This is a genomic window from Rahnella perminowiae, from assembly GCF_019049755.1.
In the GTDB taxonomy this organism is placed as follows: Bacteria; Pseudomonadota; Gammaproteobacteria; order Enterobacterales; family Enterobacteriaceae; genus Rahnella; species Rahnella perminowiae.
Genome location: NZ_JAFMOS010000543.1, coordinates 1 through 16,779 on the forward strand (window position 1 = coordinate 1; position 16,779 = coordinate 16,779).

Consider the following 16,779-nt stretch of genomic DNA (forward strand, 5'->3'; position numbering starts at 1 on the left):
GTGTTAATTACATTGCTGGCCACGGCAGATGGAAATAATCAGGTTGAACTGGTTGAACCATTAAAAAGTAATATTCACCTGCAAAGCATGCTGGAAAAATCAGGGAAATCCTCCCTTCCCTATCATATTTGTTTTGTTGTAAATAATTTTGACGAACAATACCAGGAGATGAAGTCCGCAGGCTGGATTGTATTAACGCGCCCGTTTAATGCTTTCAAAAGTGATCATCGCGCCAGCCATCTTTATCATCCGGATGCCGGAATAATCGAAATCATGTCGGGGGCGTTATGAAATCATTTTCCGATCAGGCGTCAGACATGGACTTTTTAACCCCCGGTTCAGATGCGCAGGATATTGCCGACCAGCTTCGTCAGATAGTCTCCCCGGCCCAAACACGTATCGTCATGCGCGAATGGTCACAGTCCGCAGCATTTAACCGCCTTGGCCTGCCCGCTAAATATGTATTACAACAAAATATACAGAATTATCAGGATATCAGCCTGGCAGCACGCTACCGGCTGTATGAAAAAGTGGGTTTTATTTCCCCGATCCTTATGTTTTCTGCGCCCGGCCCCGGTATGGCGGCATTTGCGGTTTCCGGGCTCGGCACAGAGCAACAACAGGATGCTTTTTTTAGCCGCTTTCAGGAAACTTTAGGCTGGTCATGTTTTGCGATGACTGAACCGGAGCAGGGAAGCGATGCAGGCGCCATGGAAACCAGGGCGTCGCCGGTCAGGAACGGCTATCTGATCTCGGGCAGAAAAATGTTCATCGGCAATGGCATGATTGCTGATACCGGTGTCGTATTTGCCCGCACAGCACCTGGGCCGCTGGGTATTAATGCCTTTATATTTAATCCTCAGGTTGCAGAAATCTCGCGCTACGCACTGGAATTAAACGGCTTAAAAGGCACCAATCTTGCCCATATAGAGTTTAATGACGTATTCATTCCTGAAGAAAATATGTTGGGCCGGCACCTGAAGCCTACCGAACGATTTGCAAAATCAGCCATCGCCACATTTGATGCCCTGCGTCCCTGCGTCGGCGCGCTGGCGCTGGGTGTGGCACGACGTGCGTTACATGAATGGCAATCCCATCTTCAGCTTACCGTGTCGCAGTCTGCGTGGTTATCGCAAACGGAACGTCGCTGGCTGGCGGTATATCACCATGCCCTGCGAAGTTGCCAGCAAACCGACGATAAACAACCACCTGACAGTCATCCCGGCATGGTGAAAACCAGCTGCGTAATACTTGCCGATGAGATAATCAGCTGGCTTATTCATGATACGCCAGCCGGGAATATGCCCCTGCTGAACAAACTGTGGCAAGCATTCCGTGACGTGAAAGCCTTTGAATATACCGAGGGCACACGGCAGATCCATCGTTTAAATCAGGGATTTTCACGCAGGCAAAGGATGAGCACATGCCTTTAACCATTACCCTGCTCGGCCAGGGCGCGATAAAAGTTCGCAGTTGCTGTGAAGCGGTGACGCCTGACAGCCGGCATTTTATTGCCGCTGGGTTACCGGAGACCGGGGCAACATCTGGGACAGAAGATTGCTGGTATCATCACTGGCCGGAAGAAGATTGCGGAAACCGCCTGCATGCAAAAATTCTTCTCACACTTTGCCATCACCATTCCCACCCTTCTGCGAAGAGCCTGCTGGTCTATGATTCGCTTTATCCGGCCGCACGCGGAGCAACCCCATTGCTCCAAAGTTTACTTTGTCACTGTCCGGGGTTTTCCGAAGCCTGGGGAATTTGCAGCGGTTGTTTTGATCCCGATGCCGCCAGTGCCCTTGCCCGGGTTCTGATGACGGAGGAATGTCGTTTGCTTTACATTTTCGATCCGATGCAAAGACTCAGTCAGTGCCCGACGCCTCAGGAGTCAGAATTGCATTATCTGATTTTTTCGGCGCGGACGTTGAGAACGTCATGAATAATAGGCTGGATTCGCTGATAGAAAAGCTGTCCTCGCCCGCTGTTTTTCCTATGCGTGCCTCAGAGGCTCAACAGCTTGCACTGATGAGAACACAGACCCTGGATTGCGGGTCACATCGCAGCAGGATCCTGATCAGTGGAAATCCGGGGTACGGGGCAAAAAAAGCACTTTTATTGCATGGATGGGGAGGCCATCCGCTGATGCTGGCCCAGGCTAAGGATATCCTGCAGGCGCAGGGGTATGAGGTGTATTTGCCATTTTTGCTCGGACATGATCCGCAAACTCCGGCACCGGCTGATTTACCTGTGCAAACTCAGTTACTGCTCACCCTGCAAACGACATTTGGCACTTTCGATACCGTCGTGGCACATTCCGCTGGCGGACTTATCACCGCCTTGTCGGCATCTCTTGGGTTTCGTTTCAGGAAGCTGGTGCTGATGTCGGTACCGGCCTCTTTTACCAGCCTGCTTCGGCACTTTTTACGGCAAAACCGTCTTCCTGTTCAGTATCTGGCCCCGCTGTGCGCGGAGTACCGGTCCCGTTTTCCGGCCGCCGGCATGCCCGAAACAGACGCACTTTTTGGCCTGGGTGAGATACCGGCCTTAATAGTGCATGGTCAGCAGGACAATAAAATCAATCATGCCGATGCGCGGAAGATTCATCATCAGTTACCCAACAGCCGGCTGGAATTAATAGAAGATACCGGCCATCTGGGCGTGCTGACCCATGTCAGGACACACCACGCCCTGGCCTCTTTTCTTCGTGCGGCAGGCGCTGGTGATGAAAAAAGGAGTCATCATGTTGGGTCATATTGAATCCATTACGGTATACATCCCTGAGCAGCGTAAATCGCTGGCTGAGGTGGCCCCGGCCCTGAATCTGAGCCCGCTTGATGTCAGAATGTTTTCCCGCTTTTACGGATTGGCAAACTTTCCGCGCCAGCCAGGTTCCCTTAATGATCTGTTGCGCCCGTTGTTAAAACAATTCACCGAAAATCATGCGCACTGTATTTCCCGGATAAAACATGTCGTCCATGCCCATACGCTGCCCTGTATCCGTCCTTTTGACCTGCATGGTAAAGCGTTGCTTGATGAAGCCGGATTTTCTGACGATACCCATTACATGTCTCTGACGATGGGACATTGTTCAACGTCATTATCCGCCGTCGACTATGTCTGCAGGCGGCTTAACGCGGGAGAATATGCCTTACTGCTGGTTGGCGAGAAAGCATTTCATCCCAAAGTAGAACTTATTGACGACACCACTATCATGGGCGAGGCCGCCTGCGCCGTTTTGCTCAGCCGTTCGGGTGAACGTTGCAGAGTGACCGCCAGATACAGCATGCAGGCAGGCGAATTTAGTCAGCATCGCGGAAACGCAACAGAAGAAGAATCCCGCTTTGCCAGCGTTTATATTTCTTTTATCGTCACTGCGATGCGCAATGCCCTTGGACATTTTGGTCATACCGCCAGTTCGCTCGCCTGGATTGCGCCGCATAATGTCAATTTATCGTCGTGGCAGAGGCTTGCTGATGAACTTAATATTACGCGTCAAAAAATATTCCTCGAAAATGTGCCGCGTTATGGTCATTGTTTTGGCGCTGATCCTTATCTGAATTTAGCCACATTGATCCGTCAGAAAAAGTTATCACCCGAGACGAATGTGATGATGGTGAGTGTGGGCATGGGCGCAACGTTCTCTTCATTACTGTTAGGCTTATCTGACGGTAATGAAATTCCGGTGTTTTGCAATTTGGAGCAATTTCCCGATATTAAGCAGGATTAAGTTAACGCTCACGTGTTTCTTTATGTGATGTATTAACTCCTCATGGCTGATATTACAAAACTCTACCCGCAGCTGAATGAACTTAATGCCGTGCTCACTGCCGCTGGCAAATTGTCAGAATATAATCCGGACCACGCGGTGACTGGTTTTGATCATCCCGAACTGATGAGCATTGCCTGTATCGGTATTCCTTCCCGTTTTAATCCCTGGGAAACCGCAGCATTCTCTGACGTTGATTATTCACATCACTTACAAATCATCGAATATTTAAGCCGGACAGATGCCAGCGCCATGATGATGCTGCCCGGCGCTTCCCTCAGCACACGCGCCATTTTGACGCTCGGCACTGAACAACAACAGGCGCGTTTTTTCTCCTGTTTTGAACACAGTCCTGCCTGGACATTTTTTGCGGTGACCGAGCCCGGAGTCGGCTCTGACGCCACAGCGGTTTCCTGCGAACTCACGCAAAATAGCCAGGGATGGTGGCTTAACGGACAAAAGATGCTGGTCGGCGGCGCAATGCGTGCCAGTGCAGGTTTGGTATTTGCACGTTATGAACAGACCCACCGGTTAGTGATGGTATTTCCTCAGGGGAAAACCGGGGCCTTGCAGCGTGAACTGCTCGATACATTCGGATTAGCCGGCGCTTCGCTGACACGTCTGACGATGACGAATTTGCATATCAAAGAAGACGATATTTTAGGACTCGGTCGCCGGGGATTGCAGCAGGGACTTAACGCACTGAGTAAGGTCTTTGAGAGACACCGTCCGATGGTCGCCGCCATGGCGCTGGGCACCACTTACGGGCTGCTGAAGGCGCTGGAAACGCGGCCGTTGCCGGTCGCGGCAAAAAACTGGCTCGCCGGTCAGTGGCGTAAATATCATGCCCTCTTTCAGCAGATGCTCACACTGGCACAGGGATATCATTCGGGTCAGCAGCAGTATGCCCAAACCAGTCGCCTCAAATTAAGTGCCACCCGTCTGGTTGAGGAGACTGCACGTCATCTGCCCGACTGGCTGGCAACGCAAGACTGGCTGGAAGACACCTTCCTGCGCAAACGCTACCGGGACAGTTTCGCTTTTGAATACATGGAAGGAACCAGCAATATTCACTTGCTTAACAGCTTCCGTCCGCCTGAAACCCGGGGGGATCAATACCATGCTGTACCTTGATCCCGCCGATATTGTCAGCCGGTCGTTCCACCATACTGAGGTTCCTCAGCCCGAATGGGAGGAAGATATTCCTCACTGGCGTTCGTATGTTCAGCACTTTTTCGCCGCCAGCGGTGAGACGCTCAGCGCAGAGGATGAACAGGTTAATGCCTGGATCAGCAGCAACGAACGGGCAGCCTTCAGTGATATGGTCGCTGCACTGCTGCCAGACCTTGCACCGGTGGTACAGCCGCAGCGGGTGAAAACGGTGCTGATGGCGCACTGGACACCTGACCTGCACATGGGCAGTTCCGTGGTGAATTTAGCCATTCATCAGCTTGGCCTTGCTCACTGTCTGGCGCTGGCTATCAGCGATCGCGGGCCGGATGCCGGTTTGTTTGCACTTGATGGCCTCAGCGACTGCCTGCGCGGGAAAGATGAAGACGGGCTGTTGCTCATCGCCGAACAAAAAAACCTGATGTATTTTTCACCGCTGATGGCGCGCCTGAAACCGGAAAATAATGCCTGCATCTGCCTGGTCAACACGCAACAACGGGGTTTACGTTATCTGGGATATCAGCGCCTGACACCGTCAGCGGATCTTAATACAGACATCCTGAAATCTGTTGCTCACTTCGGGCTGAGCCTTGAACAGTTAACGCTTATCGGCCCGGCCCGGTGTCTGGCGGCTTTGCCTGCTGGCTGCACGTCCTTCGCCGTCAACCCGCATTTACTTTGCGCAGCACCCTTCGTCGCGCTGGGTGAAATCTTTCAGCCCGGGCGTGACTACCTGTTAATGAGTGAACACGACGGACAGATTAGCCTGTGCGGCCTGGCCGCCGCAGAGAAAATGACATGAATATTTTTGCGCTGAAAACCTTTATTCCGCCTGCGCGTTTATCGCTTGAAGACATTCTCAGCCGACGCGGCGCACATCCCGGTGAAGCCCGGACATTCCGGCATCTTTTCGGCTTTCAGGCAGCATCAGTCCTGACAGCGGAGGAAAGTGCAGCCACGAGTTTTGCCTCACTTTTACAGCAAGGTGCCGGACAGCTGAATCAGGCGGAAAAAATCGATGCCATTATTTTAGTTCAGGGATTGCCTGCCCGTTCACAGCGGCAACATGTGGATTTAACACTGATACGGCAACGTTTCGACTTTATTGCTCCTGACGCTCATCTCATCACCCTTAATCAGCAAAATTGCGCCACGTTATTCTGGGGGCTGCTGATGGCACAACGTATGCTCGAACAGGGTAAATACCGGTGTGTGGCACTGCTGGCCGGCGATACTTTGGCAGATTTCGATCTGGCTGAACGCTATGTGCCCGGCTGCACATTGATCGGAGATGCCTTCATTTGCGCACTGCTCAGGCCGGGGGGCGGTGAGCGGAGAGTCACGGGCATTCATTGTTTTCATCATCCTCAATTCTGGCAGGGCCTTGACGGCAGCCGGGATGATATCAGGGGTTTCTACCAGGCTCATGATGCGCTGGCCGGTCAGGCGCTCGGGAAATATTCGCCCGCAGTGCGCCGGGAAGCCTGGTTGCTGCCTCACAACATTAACCGCCTCAGCTGGCAAACCTGGCGGCGACATTCAGAACACGCACAACAGCGCATTGCGACCGATCTCATCGGGGAATGTGGTCATTGTTACACCACAGATCCTCTTTTATTGCTCAATGACTACTCCCCGGCAGAGACCGGCCGGCCGGCATTATTGCTTTCTGTCGGGCTCGGCGGCTGGGTGGGCAGCGCCATGATCACCTCAGATACTCTTGCGGAGCATCAGTATGTCCAATAACGCGCAAGCCATCCCCTTTTTTACCCCGCCGTCCATTCAGTATGCGCAACTGGGTTTTCTTAAAATCGCTGAACTGGCGTGCCGTCAGAAGGGAGATAAGGTTTGGATAGGTGAAAAAGAAGATGCCGTGTTGTTGCTTGCCGGTGCCCGGCATATACGTTTACTGATTGAGCAGGAAAGTCAGTTCGTGAAGGAGTTTGATCATCTCTCTTCTGCCTCAACCATCGGACGCATCTTACTGGGTCAGTCCCTGACGACATCAAAAGAAGGTGAGGAATGGCGCCTGGCGAGAAAACTCACGACACCCCTGGTAAATCCGAAGACTGCCTTACTCAAACAAGGCACCGAACTCTCTGCCCGCTGGCTGCTCAACGTTTTACAGAACCCTGCGCAGATCTCATTGCGTGAAATCTGCCTGCACTGGGCGCTGATGTGTGTAGCTGAAGGATTTTTTGGTCAGGGGATCAGTCTGTCACAACTGAATACGCTGATTGACCATTTCCGTCGCATCTATCTGCAACTGATTATCGCTGCGCCGACCTCAGATTATGAGGAACTGTGCCGCCATCCGGCACTGGTCGCCTTCCGACAGGAAGCGGAGTCACTGCTCGGCCCGTTGCTCAATGATGCAAAGCCCGGCAATACCACCATGCTGGAACGTCTTTGTCAGGCACTCAGTCCCGAAGCCAATCCCGAAGCACGGGAAAGGGTCATCAATCTCCTGCTTGGAAATCTTGCCGCCAGCGTAGATAACACAGGTATTGCTTTGTTATGGAGCCTGACACATCTTTCGCAACACCCGCACTATCAGCAAGCCGTGCGTGAGGAAACGGCGCACGGCAAACGAAATATGGCGTCAGCCATTGTCCGGGAATCGCTCAGGCTCACGCCGGTCACCGCATTTTTTGAACGCCGTGTGGCCGAAAACCTTGTTGTAGATGGCCATGTTATTACGGCGGGCACGCGCGTGCTATTTTCTCCGTGGCTGGTACACCGCAATCCAGCCTGTTGGGCAGAACCGCTTTGCTTCAGGCCGGAGCGCTTTCTGAGCGAAGATAAAATTGCACCGGAGATTTTCTTACCGTTTAGCGTCGGGAAGCGAAACTGTGTGGGCATGACTCTTGCACTTGATCAACTGACGACGGCTGTTGTGACGCTGTGTGAAAATTTCCAAATTTCGCTCTCACCCTCAACATCTCCTGCGGCCCTCACCCCGCTTTTTGAGCTTAACGTCGTCCCCCGTGGAGATATTTCCTTTATTCTCGGGTCAATACACAGCGCTGAGCTGAATGACTGCATCCGGTGATCTGCCTGCACTCAGCCGGTTCTGTTTCTGACAATCTCAGTCAATCACCGGCAAGCAAAAGTAAGCACAATGATGAGAAGCAGGCAGAAAGGTATCGGTGAAATTGTGTGCCGGAAGGATTTTGTATGCCTCAATCAAGTGTGGAAGAAACGTTTCTGACGCTTGCTACATTATGACGAAATCAAGGAATTATGATGAAAAAGATCACGTTAGCGCTCGCCCTGCTTGGCGGTATCACCAGCACCTCAGCCTTCGCCGCAGAAAAAACGTTTCCTCTCGAAGCCTTTAACAGCGTCGAGGTCCGACAGGGCATCAATCTCACCATCAAATGTGCCGCAACGCCTTCGATGGTTGTCACCGGTTCTGAGGATACGCTGAACAAATTAAAAGTGACGAATGCCAGTCACGCATTACTGCTGATCAACGACGCGGCTGAAAATGATCGCTTTGTCTCGCACACGCTGGATATCACGCTGTATACCAGTGCTCCGCTGAACAGCCTGGCGGGCAAGGCCGGCGTTAAAATTACAGCACCGGCGTGCGCGGTTGACCCGTCTAAACTGGCCGTTTCAGGCAGTATGGGCGCAGATATTCAGGCTGAAGGTAAAACGGCTGAATTAAATCTGGATCTGGCGATGGGCGGGACGTTTAACAAGAAGCCCCGCGAGTTTACGGCAGAATCAGCGAACGTGCGCATGAGCATGGGTGCCGAATCCTCCCTGTGCCATATCCCCAAAATCCAGGGCACTCTGGCAGCGGGCGCGCGTATTTCCGTCAGCACCTCTGCGCAGGTGGATACCGGTGCCGCCAGTGCTTTCGCCAGCGAGATTTCAACTTCCGGCTGCGCTTAATTCCCGGTCCGGTGAAGACAGACCTGCCATCTGACGGGCAGGTCTTTTCGCGTCTGACAGGCACCATACGCCAGACAATAAAAGCCGTCATTCTCAATGACAGCGTGGTGTAACACCCCCCTCTCCCCCGTATGTTCATCCAATACGTCAGCTGTTGCGTTATTCTGAGGGAGGGCACAAAAACTGGCGAGCGACTGTGTCAGCCCGGTTCCACGCGCCTTCAGCCAGGCTTCCTTAATACTCCAGAGCCGGGTAAAACGGACCAGGTAATGTTCTTCATCTTCTGCCAGCCAGCGCTGCTCATCCGGGTGGAAAAACCGGCGGGCAATCGCTTTTTTTACCTCAACTTTACCGCTTATCCTTTCCAGATCCACGCCAACCTCTGTTCCGGAACAAAGCACTATCGCAGCCGATGCCCCGCTGTGCGATAGGTTGAAATGCAACCATGGTGCCCCGGGCAGCCAGGGTTTATCCTGAGGCGTCCTTGCGATAATGAGTTGCTCATCTGTCACCGATAAACAGTTCGCCAGCACCTGACGCAGCCAGCATTGTGCCCGCTCACGCAGGGATTGCTCAGGCCGCGAATACTCAAAATGATGGAGCAAACACAGCCCTTCACCTGCCCGGAGTTCAGGAAGAGGATCACAGCGGTAAATTGAGGGTAACCCGGCAACCGGTTCGATCATGTCGATTCTCCAGAGACAGATAGCCGCCATGGCTTTCAGCGATTTGCCGGCACAAAATCAGTCCGATGCCGCTGCCATTAGGTTTAGTGGTATAGAAGGGGACAAACAGATTTTTGGGGTTGGTCAGTCCGACGCCCTGATCAAGGATCGTCACACACAAACGCCCTTTTTCCTGCGACCATTCAATGCAGACCGGCGTGGTGGAATCACTCATCGCTTCATCCGCATTCTTGATAAGGTTGATGAGTAGCTGATGGATCTGCACCCTGTCCATAGCCACCATCAGCGGCGCGGGGCCTTTCAGGCAAATATTGCGATGCGCGAACAACAGAGGCAATTCTGAAATCAGGGCCGCGAAATCCAGCGGTGCCTTAACGGGCGGCGCGAGTTTGCTCAGTTGTCGGTAACTGCTGATAAAAGCAATAAGCTCTTTCGCCCGGCGGTTTATCAGATCAATACCTTCCGCAAAGCCTTCGGGCAGATTTTCTGAATGGCGGCGGTAATGTTGTTGCAGCATCTGACTGATAGAAGCAATCGGGCTGAGGGAGTTATTAATTTCGTGACTGATAACGCGCAGCAGGTTTTGCCAGGCTTTTTGTTCTTCCTTGCGCAGCATGTCGTCTACGTCACTGACAAACAGCAAGATATTCCGGATCCCGTCAATCATATAGGTATCACTGGAGACGTTATAACGTCCCGGACGCCCTTCGTGGTGGGATTCAACCGGATGCTCCCGGTTAGCATTTTGCAACAGGGCATCCAGTTGCCAGTGGCTGGATTTTTCCCCGATCAGCTGTTCAAGCGAGGTCCCGAGCATGCGTGATGCTGCCTCATTACACCAGATCAGCCGGTGGTTATCATCCAGCGCAAAAATGGCCACGTTGATATTAGAGATGACTTTTTGCAGCAGAAAATCCATCTCTTTCTGCTGCTGACGGTGGCGGGATAACTGACCTGAAATGTCATTGATCTGTTCAATGACGCCTTCAAATACGCCCTGCCCGCTGGTCACGCCGCGAAGGCTAAAATCTTCCTGCTCAACGGCTTCCAGCAAGTTGGAAATAACGTTGATTTTATAGAGAAGTTGCTGGAAGAAGTGATAAGAAAAATAAACCAGCGTGGCACACAGGATAACCAGGGTAAGCGATTTGAGATAAACCGACTGATGCGGGAAGAGCCACAACAGAAGATAGGCAATAACCCCCCCCAGCGGGGACAAACTGCACAGTAATAAATGACGCGACTCAAATGACCGAAAAAGTTTACTCATGACAGATTTTTAGTTTATCCAGTCTGCGGTAAAAAGCACTGCGACTCAGCCCCAGCGATTCCGCTGCTTTGACAGCATTCCCGTCATATTGACGCAGACGCTGTAAGAGTAACGTTTCTTCCATTTCCGCCAATGTGCCCGTTTCAGGCGGGTTAACAGGGTTATGACTTTGCTCATGTCCGGCGGCCCCGGCCCTGACAGGCAGCGGCAGACACAGATCAGCCAGGTCAATAGTATTATTGCGGCACAGCAAAACACCCCGCTCAAGCAAATGGCTCAGTTCGCGGATATTTCCCGGCCACGAATAGTCATGCAATCCCTGTCTCGCCAGCGCTGATAATACCGGTTTAGGCTTATTATATTTGCGGGCAAAACGTTGCAGGAAACGTTCAGCCAACGGCTCAATATCCTCCTGCCTTTCGCGCAGCGGCGGTAACTGTATCTGGATGACATTCAGGCGATAGAGTAAATCCTGGCGGAAACGCCCGTCTGCCACGGCGTTTTTAAGATCCGTGTTGGTTGCAGCAATTATCCGGCACCCGGTGGTTTGTGTCCGCGAGGAGCCCACACGTTCAAACTGCCGCTCTTCCAGGACACGCAATAATTTCACCTGTTGTGACAGCGGCAAATTACCAATTTCATCCAGGAATAGTGTGCCTTTATCCGCCAGTTCAAAACGGCCAATCCGGTTTTCCCGCGCGTCGGTAAAGGCGCCTTTTACATGACCGAACATCTCGCTTTCAAACAGCTGCTCATTGATACACCCCATGTTAACTTCAACAATACTGTGCTCAGAACGGGAGGACAATTGATGGATGAAGCGGGCCAGCAGACTTTTGCCGGTGCCATTTTCACCCAGTATAAGAATGCTGGTATCGGTGGCAGCCACAGTTTCAACAACATTGATTAAGTGTTGCATGGCCGGTGAACGAACCACCCATTCGCTGTCCATGTCATCTTCAAGTGCCCGTTTCAGCAGCTTATTTTCTTCCCGCAGGCAATTCCCGGAGCGTCTCGCCTGGCTCAGTGCAATCTGTTGCTGAACAATGCTTAACAGGCGTTCGTTATCCCACGGTTTTTGAATAAAATCCGCCGCACCGGCACGCATTGCGCTTACGATAATGTCCACACTTCCCCACCCCGTCATCGCCACAGCGGGAAGACAGTCATCAAATTTCTTTAACTCATCCAGCAGTTGCAAACCCTCAAGACCTGAGGTGGTGTCTTTCTGAAAGTTCATGTCCATCAACACAAGATCAAAGGCTTTGTCAGACAAATGTGGCAATAACCGGTTAGCCTGTGTTTCCAGAGTCACGTCATACCCTTCCATACGCAGCAACATGTCGAGGCTGGTCAGAATGCCCGCATCATCATCAATCACAAGAATACGTTTTTTTTCGTTCATTAAAGCATCCGGCTTGTGCCGCCGCACCCCGCAGGCGCGGCGACAGGTTATTCATAGCGAATGGCGTCCGCAGGCGACATCCGGATGGCACGTCTGGAAGGCAGCCAGACGGCTAACGCCACAATTAAAGAAATCATTACCGCCACCGCCCAAAAGAGTAGCGCAAAGGACGTATGACCGTTACCCAATATGCGCGTCAGCTTTGGCGCGACAAAGAAAGCCAAAGGCAGCCCGATAATCAGGCCAATAAGTAATTGTTTGCTGCCCTGGAGCATCAGCATGCGCAACAGAACCCCTTCCGTTGCCCCCATCGCCATACGCACCCCGATTTCCTGAATACGTTGATTTATCACATTGCGCATCACGGCATAAATGCCGGTGGCAGCCAGTATTACCGCGACCAGCCCAAACAACATGAACAGATTGGCAATGAAATGCAGCCCGGCGGTATTCCTGGCAAGCCGTTGATTTAACGTCTGTACCTGATTAACCGACAGTGTACTGTCGATTTGTCGTACCGCATTAACCAGCGCAGGCCCTAACGTATCAGGATTCTGCGCCCTGAGCACCAGCGTTAATGAGGCCGCAGGTATTTGTTCAAGGGAACGGTAAACCGTGACCCGCTGGCGAAATGCACTGAAAGGCCTGCCATGAATGACGTTAGGCACCACACCGATAACGGTGAACCAGCGCTGGTCGTTTGTGTCACGAAAGCGCAGACGTTTACCGACAACATCCCGCTCACCCGGCCAGAACTGCTCTGCAAAGGACTGACTGACGACCACAACGGGCTGCGAGTCCTGTGTATCACTGCTGGCAAACTCTCTGCCTGCCACCGGCGTGATCCCCATTGCCACGAGGCTACCCGGCATGACTTGCACGTCATTAACCAGAGGATAAGACCAGCGATCTTTACTGTTATTGGTGGAGGAATCGATATCCACCTGATGTGGTACTGTAAATTGCCCGACCGCACTGGTGGTGATAGCGGTTTTTTCTACGCCAGGAATGGTGCTGAGAGAAGATTGCAGACGCTGATAGAACTGGATCCGGCTCGCATCATCAGGATATTGACTGGCATTCAGGTTTATCTGCCCGGTGAGATAGCCCTGCGTATCCACGCCGTAATCCGCCCGGGTAGCCTGATAGACCAACAGGGCCAGCAGCGCACTGATACACAAAATGGAGCAGGATAACCCGACTTCAAAGGTCACCAGAATCCGGGAAATCCTGCCCGCCCCGCGACTTTGCGCCCCCCGTGTACCGTCACGCAGAACATCGTTAAAATTACCATGCGTGATTTTCCAGGCCGGCAGAGCGCTGGTCACGACAGCGGTAATAATAACCAGAGCCAATGCATTGAAGATCATGATGTTATCGAGTGACAAATGCCACCAGAAGGGAATTTTGTTGGGCACAAAAGTGGGGAGTAATGCATTGGTGATCTCCAGCCCCCAGGCGGCAAGCAGAACGGCGATCACACCCGAGAAGGCGCAAATAAATAAGCTTTCCCACATCATTTGCATCACTAAACGGCCGGAAGGTGAACCCAGCGCGACGCGGATGGCAATTTCTTTTGAACGTTCTGTTGTCCTCGCCAGCAATAAGTTTCCGACATTGCAACATGCCAGCACCAGCACAAAACCCACCGCGAAAAGCATGACGATAAATATCGGCATGGTCTCCTCACCCATGAAGTTTTCCTGGAATGTCAGCACCTGAGCAGAAAGCCCTTTATTGCTTTCAGGGTACTCAGAGGCCAGCGATTGCATCACCCGACTGAGGTCACGGTCTGCCTCATCCAGGGCGATACCGGGTTTGAGACGCGCATAAACAGAAACCTCAGGCGCACCGGTCCGCATCAGATACTGTGATGGATCCAGTCTGGAGGGGAGCCAGAGATCATGAAAGAAGGGAAAGGCAAAACTGGCGGGCATGATGCCTACAATTCGCGTGTGTATGCCATTAATCAGCACATCCCTGCCAATAAGCTGTTCATCGCCAGCAAAGTAATTTTGCCACATGCTGTAGCTGATGACGGCAACCGGCGTCGCGCCAGGCTGGACATCTTCACTGTTAAGCACCCTGCCGCGATAGGGCTGGACACCTGCATAAGAAAACATCTCCGGTGTATTGCGGATTGCCATGTAGGAAACCGCTTTCGTGCCGTCACTGATATCTGCGCGCTCAGCATAGAAATAGCCCACTTCATCGAGGGTGGTATTACGCGCTTTAATTTCCTTATAATCCAGAAAGTTAACCCCTGAATCACTCAGACTGACACCATTAACTGTCGGATTAAGCAAAACCATATTTTTCCCGTCCGGGTAAGGAAGCGGCGTAAACATGATGGTATTAATCACTGAAAACATATAAAGCGTCAGCGCCAGGCCACAGGACATTATCAGCACCGTGATGAAGGTAAATGACGGGCTTTTCAGTAACAGGCGTAAGGCATATCGGATGTCAAAAAGCATGTTACGCTTCCTTTATCAGGGTCAGTTCCCGTGACACATGTCCGTCTCCGACTACCTGTCCGTCAGAGAGCACAATGCTGCGCTGCGCCCGCTCAGCTGAACGGGGATCATGGGTAACAATGCAGATGGTGGCGCCTTCCTGATGCAGCTTATCGAGAATATTCAGCACCGCCTCGGCATTGTGGGAGTCCAGGTTACCGGTCGGTTCATCCGCCAGAATAATGGAGGGATTACCCACAATTGCCCGCGCGACGGCCACGCGTTGTTGCTGTCCGCCTGAGAGCTGGGAAGGATAATGGCGTCCCCGGTGAGACATATTGACCTTGTCTAATGCTTCAGCCACCCTCTGCTGCCGTTCGGTTTTAGAAATATCTTTGCGGTAAGTCAGGGGCAGTGAGACGTTTTCCTCAATGGTCAGATCACTGATGAGATTGAAAGACTGAAAGATGAAACCGATATCGCGATTTCTCACCAACGCACGTTGCTTTTTAGAAATATTTTCTACGTTGTGCCCGGCCAGCTGATAGGTACCGGTTGAGGCCACATCTAACAGCCCCAAAATCGATAACAGCGTCGATTTCCCGCACCCTGAAGGTCCGGAAATCGCCACATATTCACCTTTGGAAATACTGAGCGTAATCTTGCTCAGGGCGTGAGTTTCGATTTCATCTGTTAAAAATATCTTGTTCACATCAGTGAGTTCTACCAGTGATTCCGTCATTTTCATCTCCATAGCTTTATACGATTAGCTGGCGTCTTTTGCAGGTGAGCCGGCATCATTTAGTCATCTCAATTTGATCAGCCCCTTGCCAGGCCGTGCTGTCACTGAGAATAATTTTGTCTCCCGCACGCAGGCCACTGGTCACCTGAATATAATCTGCAGATCCTTGCCCGAAGTTGACCTTCATTTTGGTGGCTGAATGTTCGTTTTCATCGAGCTTATAGAGCATCGACGGTAAATTATTTTGCGCGAACGGTGGCCGCTCGACGTACAGAGAATCATTAATTTTCGTCACTGCAATCAGGCCATCAACGCTCAGATCAGGACGGGCTTCCTGCGGCAGTGGCTGGTTGAATGTCACATCCACCTTAACCGTGCCATTCGTCACTGCAGGATCAACCCGTGACAGCACGCCTGTGAACTGGCTGCGTCCGGTATTGATCGTCACCTGTTGTCCCACAGCCAGATCGCGGGATTGTAATTCCGGCACTTTGAGTTCAGCATAAAGCTCCTTTTCTTTCGCCAGACGGGCAATACTGGTCCCTGTGGTGATCCTCTGCCCCACCTGTACTTTCACATCCTGCAAAATTCCCTCTATCGGCGAGGTGACATTAAGTGAATCAACATCCTGCTGGCTCAGTTGCACCAACGATTCCAGCTTGTTAAGACGCATCGCGCTGGCTTTGATATCCGCATCCACACTGAGCCTGAGGGTGCTCAGCCGTTTTTCCTCAAGAACCAGTTGCTGACGATATTGTTCCGTATTAATACGGGTTGTTTCATATTCCAGCACCGGCACTGCCGCAATATATTTCTTTTGCGCGGCAAGTCGCATCGTAGAGCTGAGTAACCGGCTTCTGGCATCAAGAACCAGTGCTTCCTGACTCAGTATCTTATTTTGTAATTCTGCATTAGTCGCGTCGGTCTCAGCCCGGCGGGCATCCAGTTCGAGCCGGTTTTCTTGTAGTTTCTGCTCCAGCGTCGGGTTACTCATTCTGACCAGCAATTGCCCTTTACTTACCTTCATACCGGGTTTGTAGATGACTTCTTCCACGCGCGCATCCACATTCGCAGCAACCCAGTTAATATCACGCGGCAACAATACCCCGTTACCCCGCACTTCAACCGAGAAATTTCCATACTGAACCTGCCCGACAGCAATACTTCCACGGGAGATCTGATAGGGAGAATAACGGTAACTGTAGATTGCCACCAGCGCGGCCAAAAATAACGCACCCATAACAATAGATTTGCGGTATCGCTTCAGTACAAATTTATTCCCGGTCTGCGGGATTGAAATATCCATGATAATACCTTTTCTGATAACTCCTTAGCTTTAAGCACAAAGCATGCCAATAGCAGAAATCAAATTAACTTAATG

16 protein-coding genes are annotated in these 16,779 nt (G+C 51.8%); 10 read left to right on the plus strand and 6 right to left on the minus strand.

Translation table 11 applies throughout. The features are described 5' to 3' along the window. From J1785_RS13060 to J1785_RS13105, 10 genes are all read left to right on the plus strand, one after another. A partial coding sequence (locus tag J1785_RS13060) for a VOC family protein (protein WP_217219533.1) occupies positions 1 to 291 on the plus strand: 291 nt, incomplete at its 5' end. Positions 292 to 317: 26 nt separating this feature from the next. Next, the gene (locus J1785_RS13065) at positions 318 to 1,433 is read left to right on the plus strand and encodes an acyl-CoA dehydrogenase family protein (RefSeq protein ID WP_238483209.1); all 1,116 of its coding nucleotides are present in this window, start codon (positions 318 to 320) and stop codon (positions 1,431 to 1,433) included. Beyond that, complete coding sequence (locus J1785_RS13070; protein ID WP_217219535.1) at positions 1,424 to 1,939, plus strand: hypothetical protein; 516 nt, start codon at positions 1,424 to 1,426, stop codon at positions 1,937 to 1,939. Before J1785_RS13065 ends, J1785_RS13070 begins: the two co-directional genes overlap by 10 nt. An 86-nt stretch (positions 1,940 to 2,025) precedes the next feature. Then, positions 2,026 to 2,757, plus strand: a complete 732-nt coding sequence (locus J1785_RS13075; RefSeq protein WP_238483210.1) for an alpha/beta fold hydrolase — start codon at positions 2,026 to 2,028, stop codon at positions 2,755 to 2,757. Then, entirely contained in the window at positions 2,741 to 3,727 is a 987-nt protein-coding gene (locus tag J1785_RS13080; RefSeq protein ID WP_129953415.1) for a 3-oxoacyl-[acyl-carrier-protein] synthase III C-terminal domain-containing protein, read from the plus strand. Before J1785_RS13075 ends, J1785_RS13080 begins: the two co-directional genes overlap by 17 nt. Before the next feature lie 42 nt (positions 3,728 to 3,769). Beyond that, the gene (locus J1785_RS13085; RefSeq protein ID WP_217138767.1) at positions 3,770 to 4,900 is read left to right on the plus strand and encodes an acyl-CoA dehydrogenase family protein; all 1,131 of its coding nucleotides are present in this window, start codon (positions 3,770 to 3,772) and stop codon (positions 4,898 to 4,900) included. Continuing rightward, entirely contained in the window at positions 4,887 to 5,738 is an 852-nt protein-coding gene (locus tag J1785_RS13090) for a hypothetical protein (RefSeq protein ID WP_217138768.1), read from the plus strand. Before J1785_RS13085 ends, J1785_RS13090 begins: the two co-directional genes overlap by 14 nt. Then, positions 5,735 to 6,682, plus strand: a complete 948-nt coding sequence (locus J1785_RS13095) for a beta-ketoacyl-[acyl-carrier-protein] synthase family protein (RefSeq protein WP_129953412.1) — start codon at positions 5,735 to 5,737, stop codon at positions 6,680 to 6,682. The genes J1785_RS13090 and J1785_RS13095 overlap by 4 nt, the downstream gene beginning before the upstream one ends. Beyond that, positions 6,672 to 7,988 carry a cytochrome P450 gene (locus J1785_RS13100; RefSeq protein ID WP_129953411.1) on the plus strand — a complete coding sequence of 439 codons (1,317 nt, stop codon included), beginning with the start codon at positions 6,672 to 6,674 and terminating at the stop codon, positions 7,986 to 7,988. Before J1785_RS13095 ends, J1785_RS13100 begins: the two co-directional genes overlap by 11 nt. Before the next feature lie 194 nt (positions 7,989 to 8,182). After that, positions 8,183 to 8,839 (plus strand): GIN domain-containing protein, encoded by a 657-nt coding sequence (locus J1785_RS13105; protein ID WP_129953410.1) that lies wholly within the window; start codon positions 8,183 to 8,185, stop codon positions 8,837 to 8,839. Here J1785_RS13105 and J1785_RS13110 read toward each other — a convergent pair. Genes J1785_RS13110 through J1785_RS13135 form a run of 6 tightly spaced genes read right to left on the minus strand, consistent with a single transcriptional unit; the run spans position 8,836 to position 16,704 of the window. After that, on the minus strand, positions 8,836 to 9,525 hold the full coding sequence (locus tag J1785_RS13110; protein ID WP_217219536.1) for a 4'-phosphopantetheinyl transferase family protein: 690 nt from the start codon (positions 9,523 to 9,525) through the stop codon (positions 8,836 to 8,838). The two genes, J1785_RS13105 and J1785_RS13110, sit on opposite strands and share 4 nt — an antisense overlap. Continuing rightward, positions 9,482 to 10,795: a sensor histidine kinase gene (locus J1785_RS13115; RefSeq protein ID WP_129953408.1), complete on the minus strand. Its 1,314-nt coding sequence runs from the start codon at positions 10,793 to 10,795 to the stop codon at positions 9,482 to 9,484. The genes J1785_RS13110 and J1785_RS13115 overlap by 44 nt, the downstream gene beginning before the upstream one ends. Continuing rightward, positions 10,788 to 12,200: a sigma-54-dependent transcriptional regulator gene (locus J1785_RS13120; protein WP_129991089.1), complete on the minus strand. Its 1,413-nt coding sequence runs from the start codon at positions 12,198 to 12,200 to the stop codon at positions 10,788 to 10,790. The genes J1785_RS13115 and J1785_RS13120 overlap by 8 nt, the downstream gene beginning before the upstream one ends. Positions 12,201 to 12,247: 47 nt before the next feature. Next, positions 12,248 to 14,677 carry an ABC transporter permease gene (locus tag J1785_RS13125; protein WP_217138772.1) on the minus strand — a complete coding sequence of 810 codons (2,430 nt, stop codon included), beginning with the start codon at positions 14,675 to 14,677 and terminating at the stop codon, positions 12,248 to 12,250. Position 14,678: 1 nt separating this feature from the next. Beyond that, the gene (locus tag J1785_RS13130) at positions 14,679 to 15,398 is read right to left on the minus strand and encodes an ABC transporter ATP-binding protein (protein WP_129953405.1); all 720 of its coding nucleotides are present in this window, start codon (positions 15,396 to 15,398) and stop codon (positions 14,679 to 14,681) included. Between the two features lie 55 nt (positions 15,399 to 15,453). After that, entirely contained in the window at positions 15,454 to 16,704 is a 1,251-nt protein-coding gene (locus J1785_RS13135; RefSeq protein ID WP_217219537.1) for an HlyD family secretion protein, read from the minus strand. Positions 16,705 to 16,779: the final 75 nt, after the last annotated feature.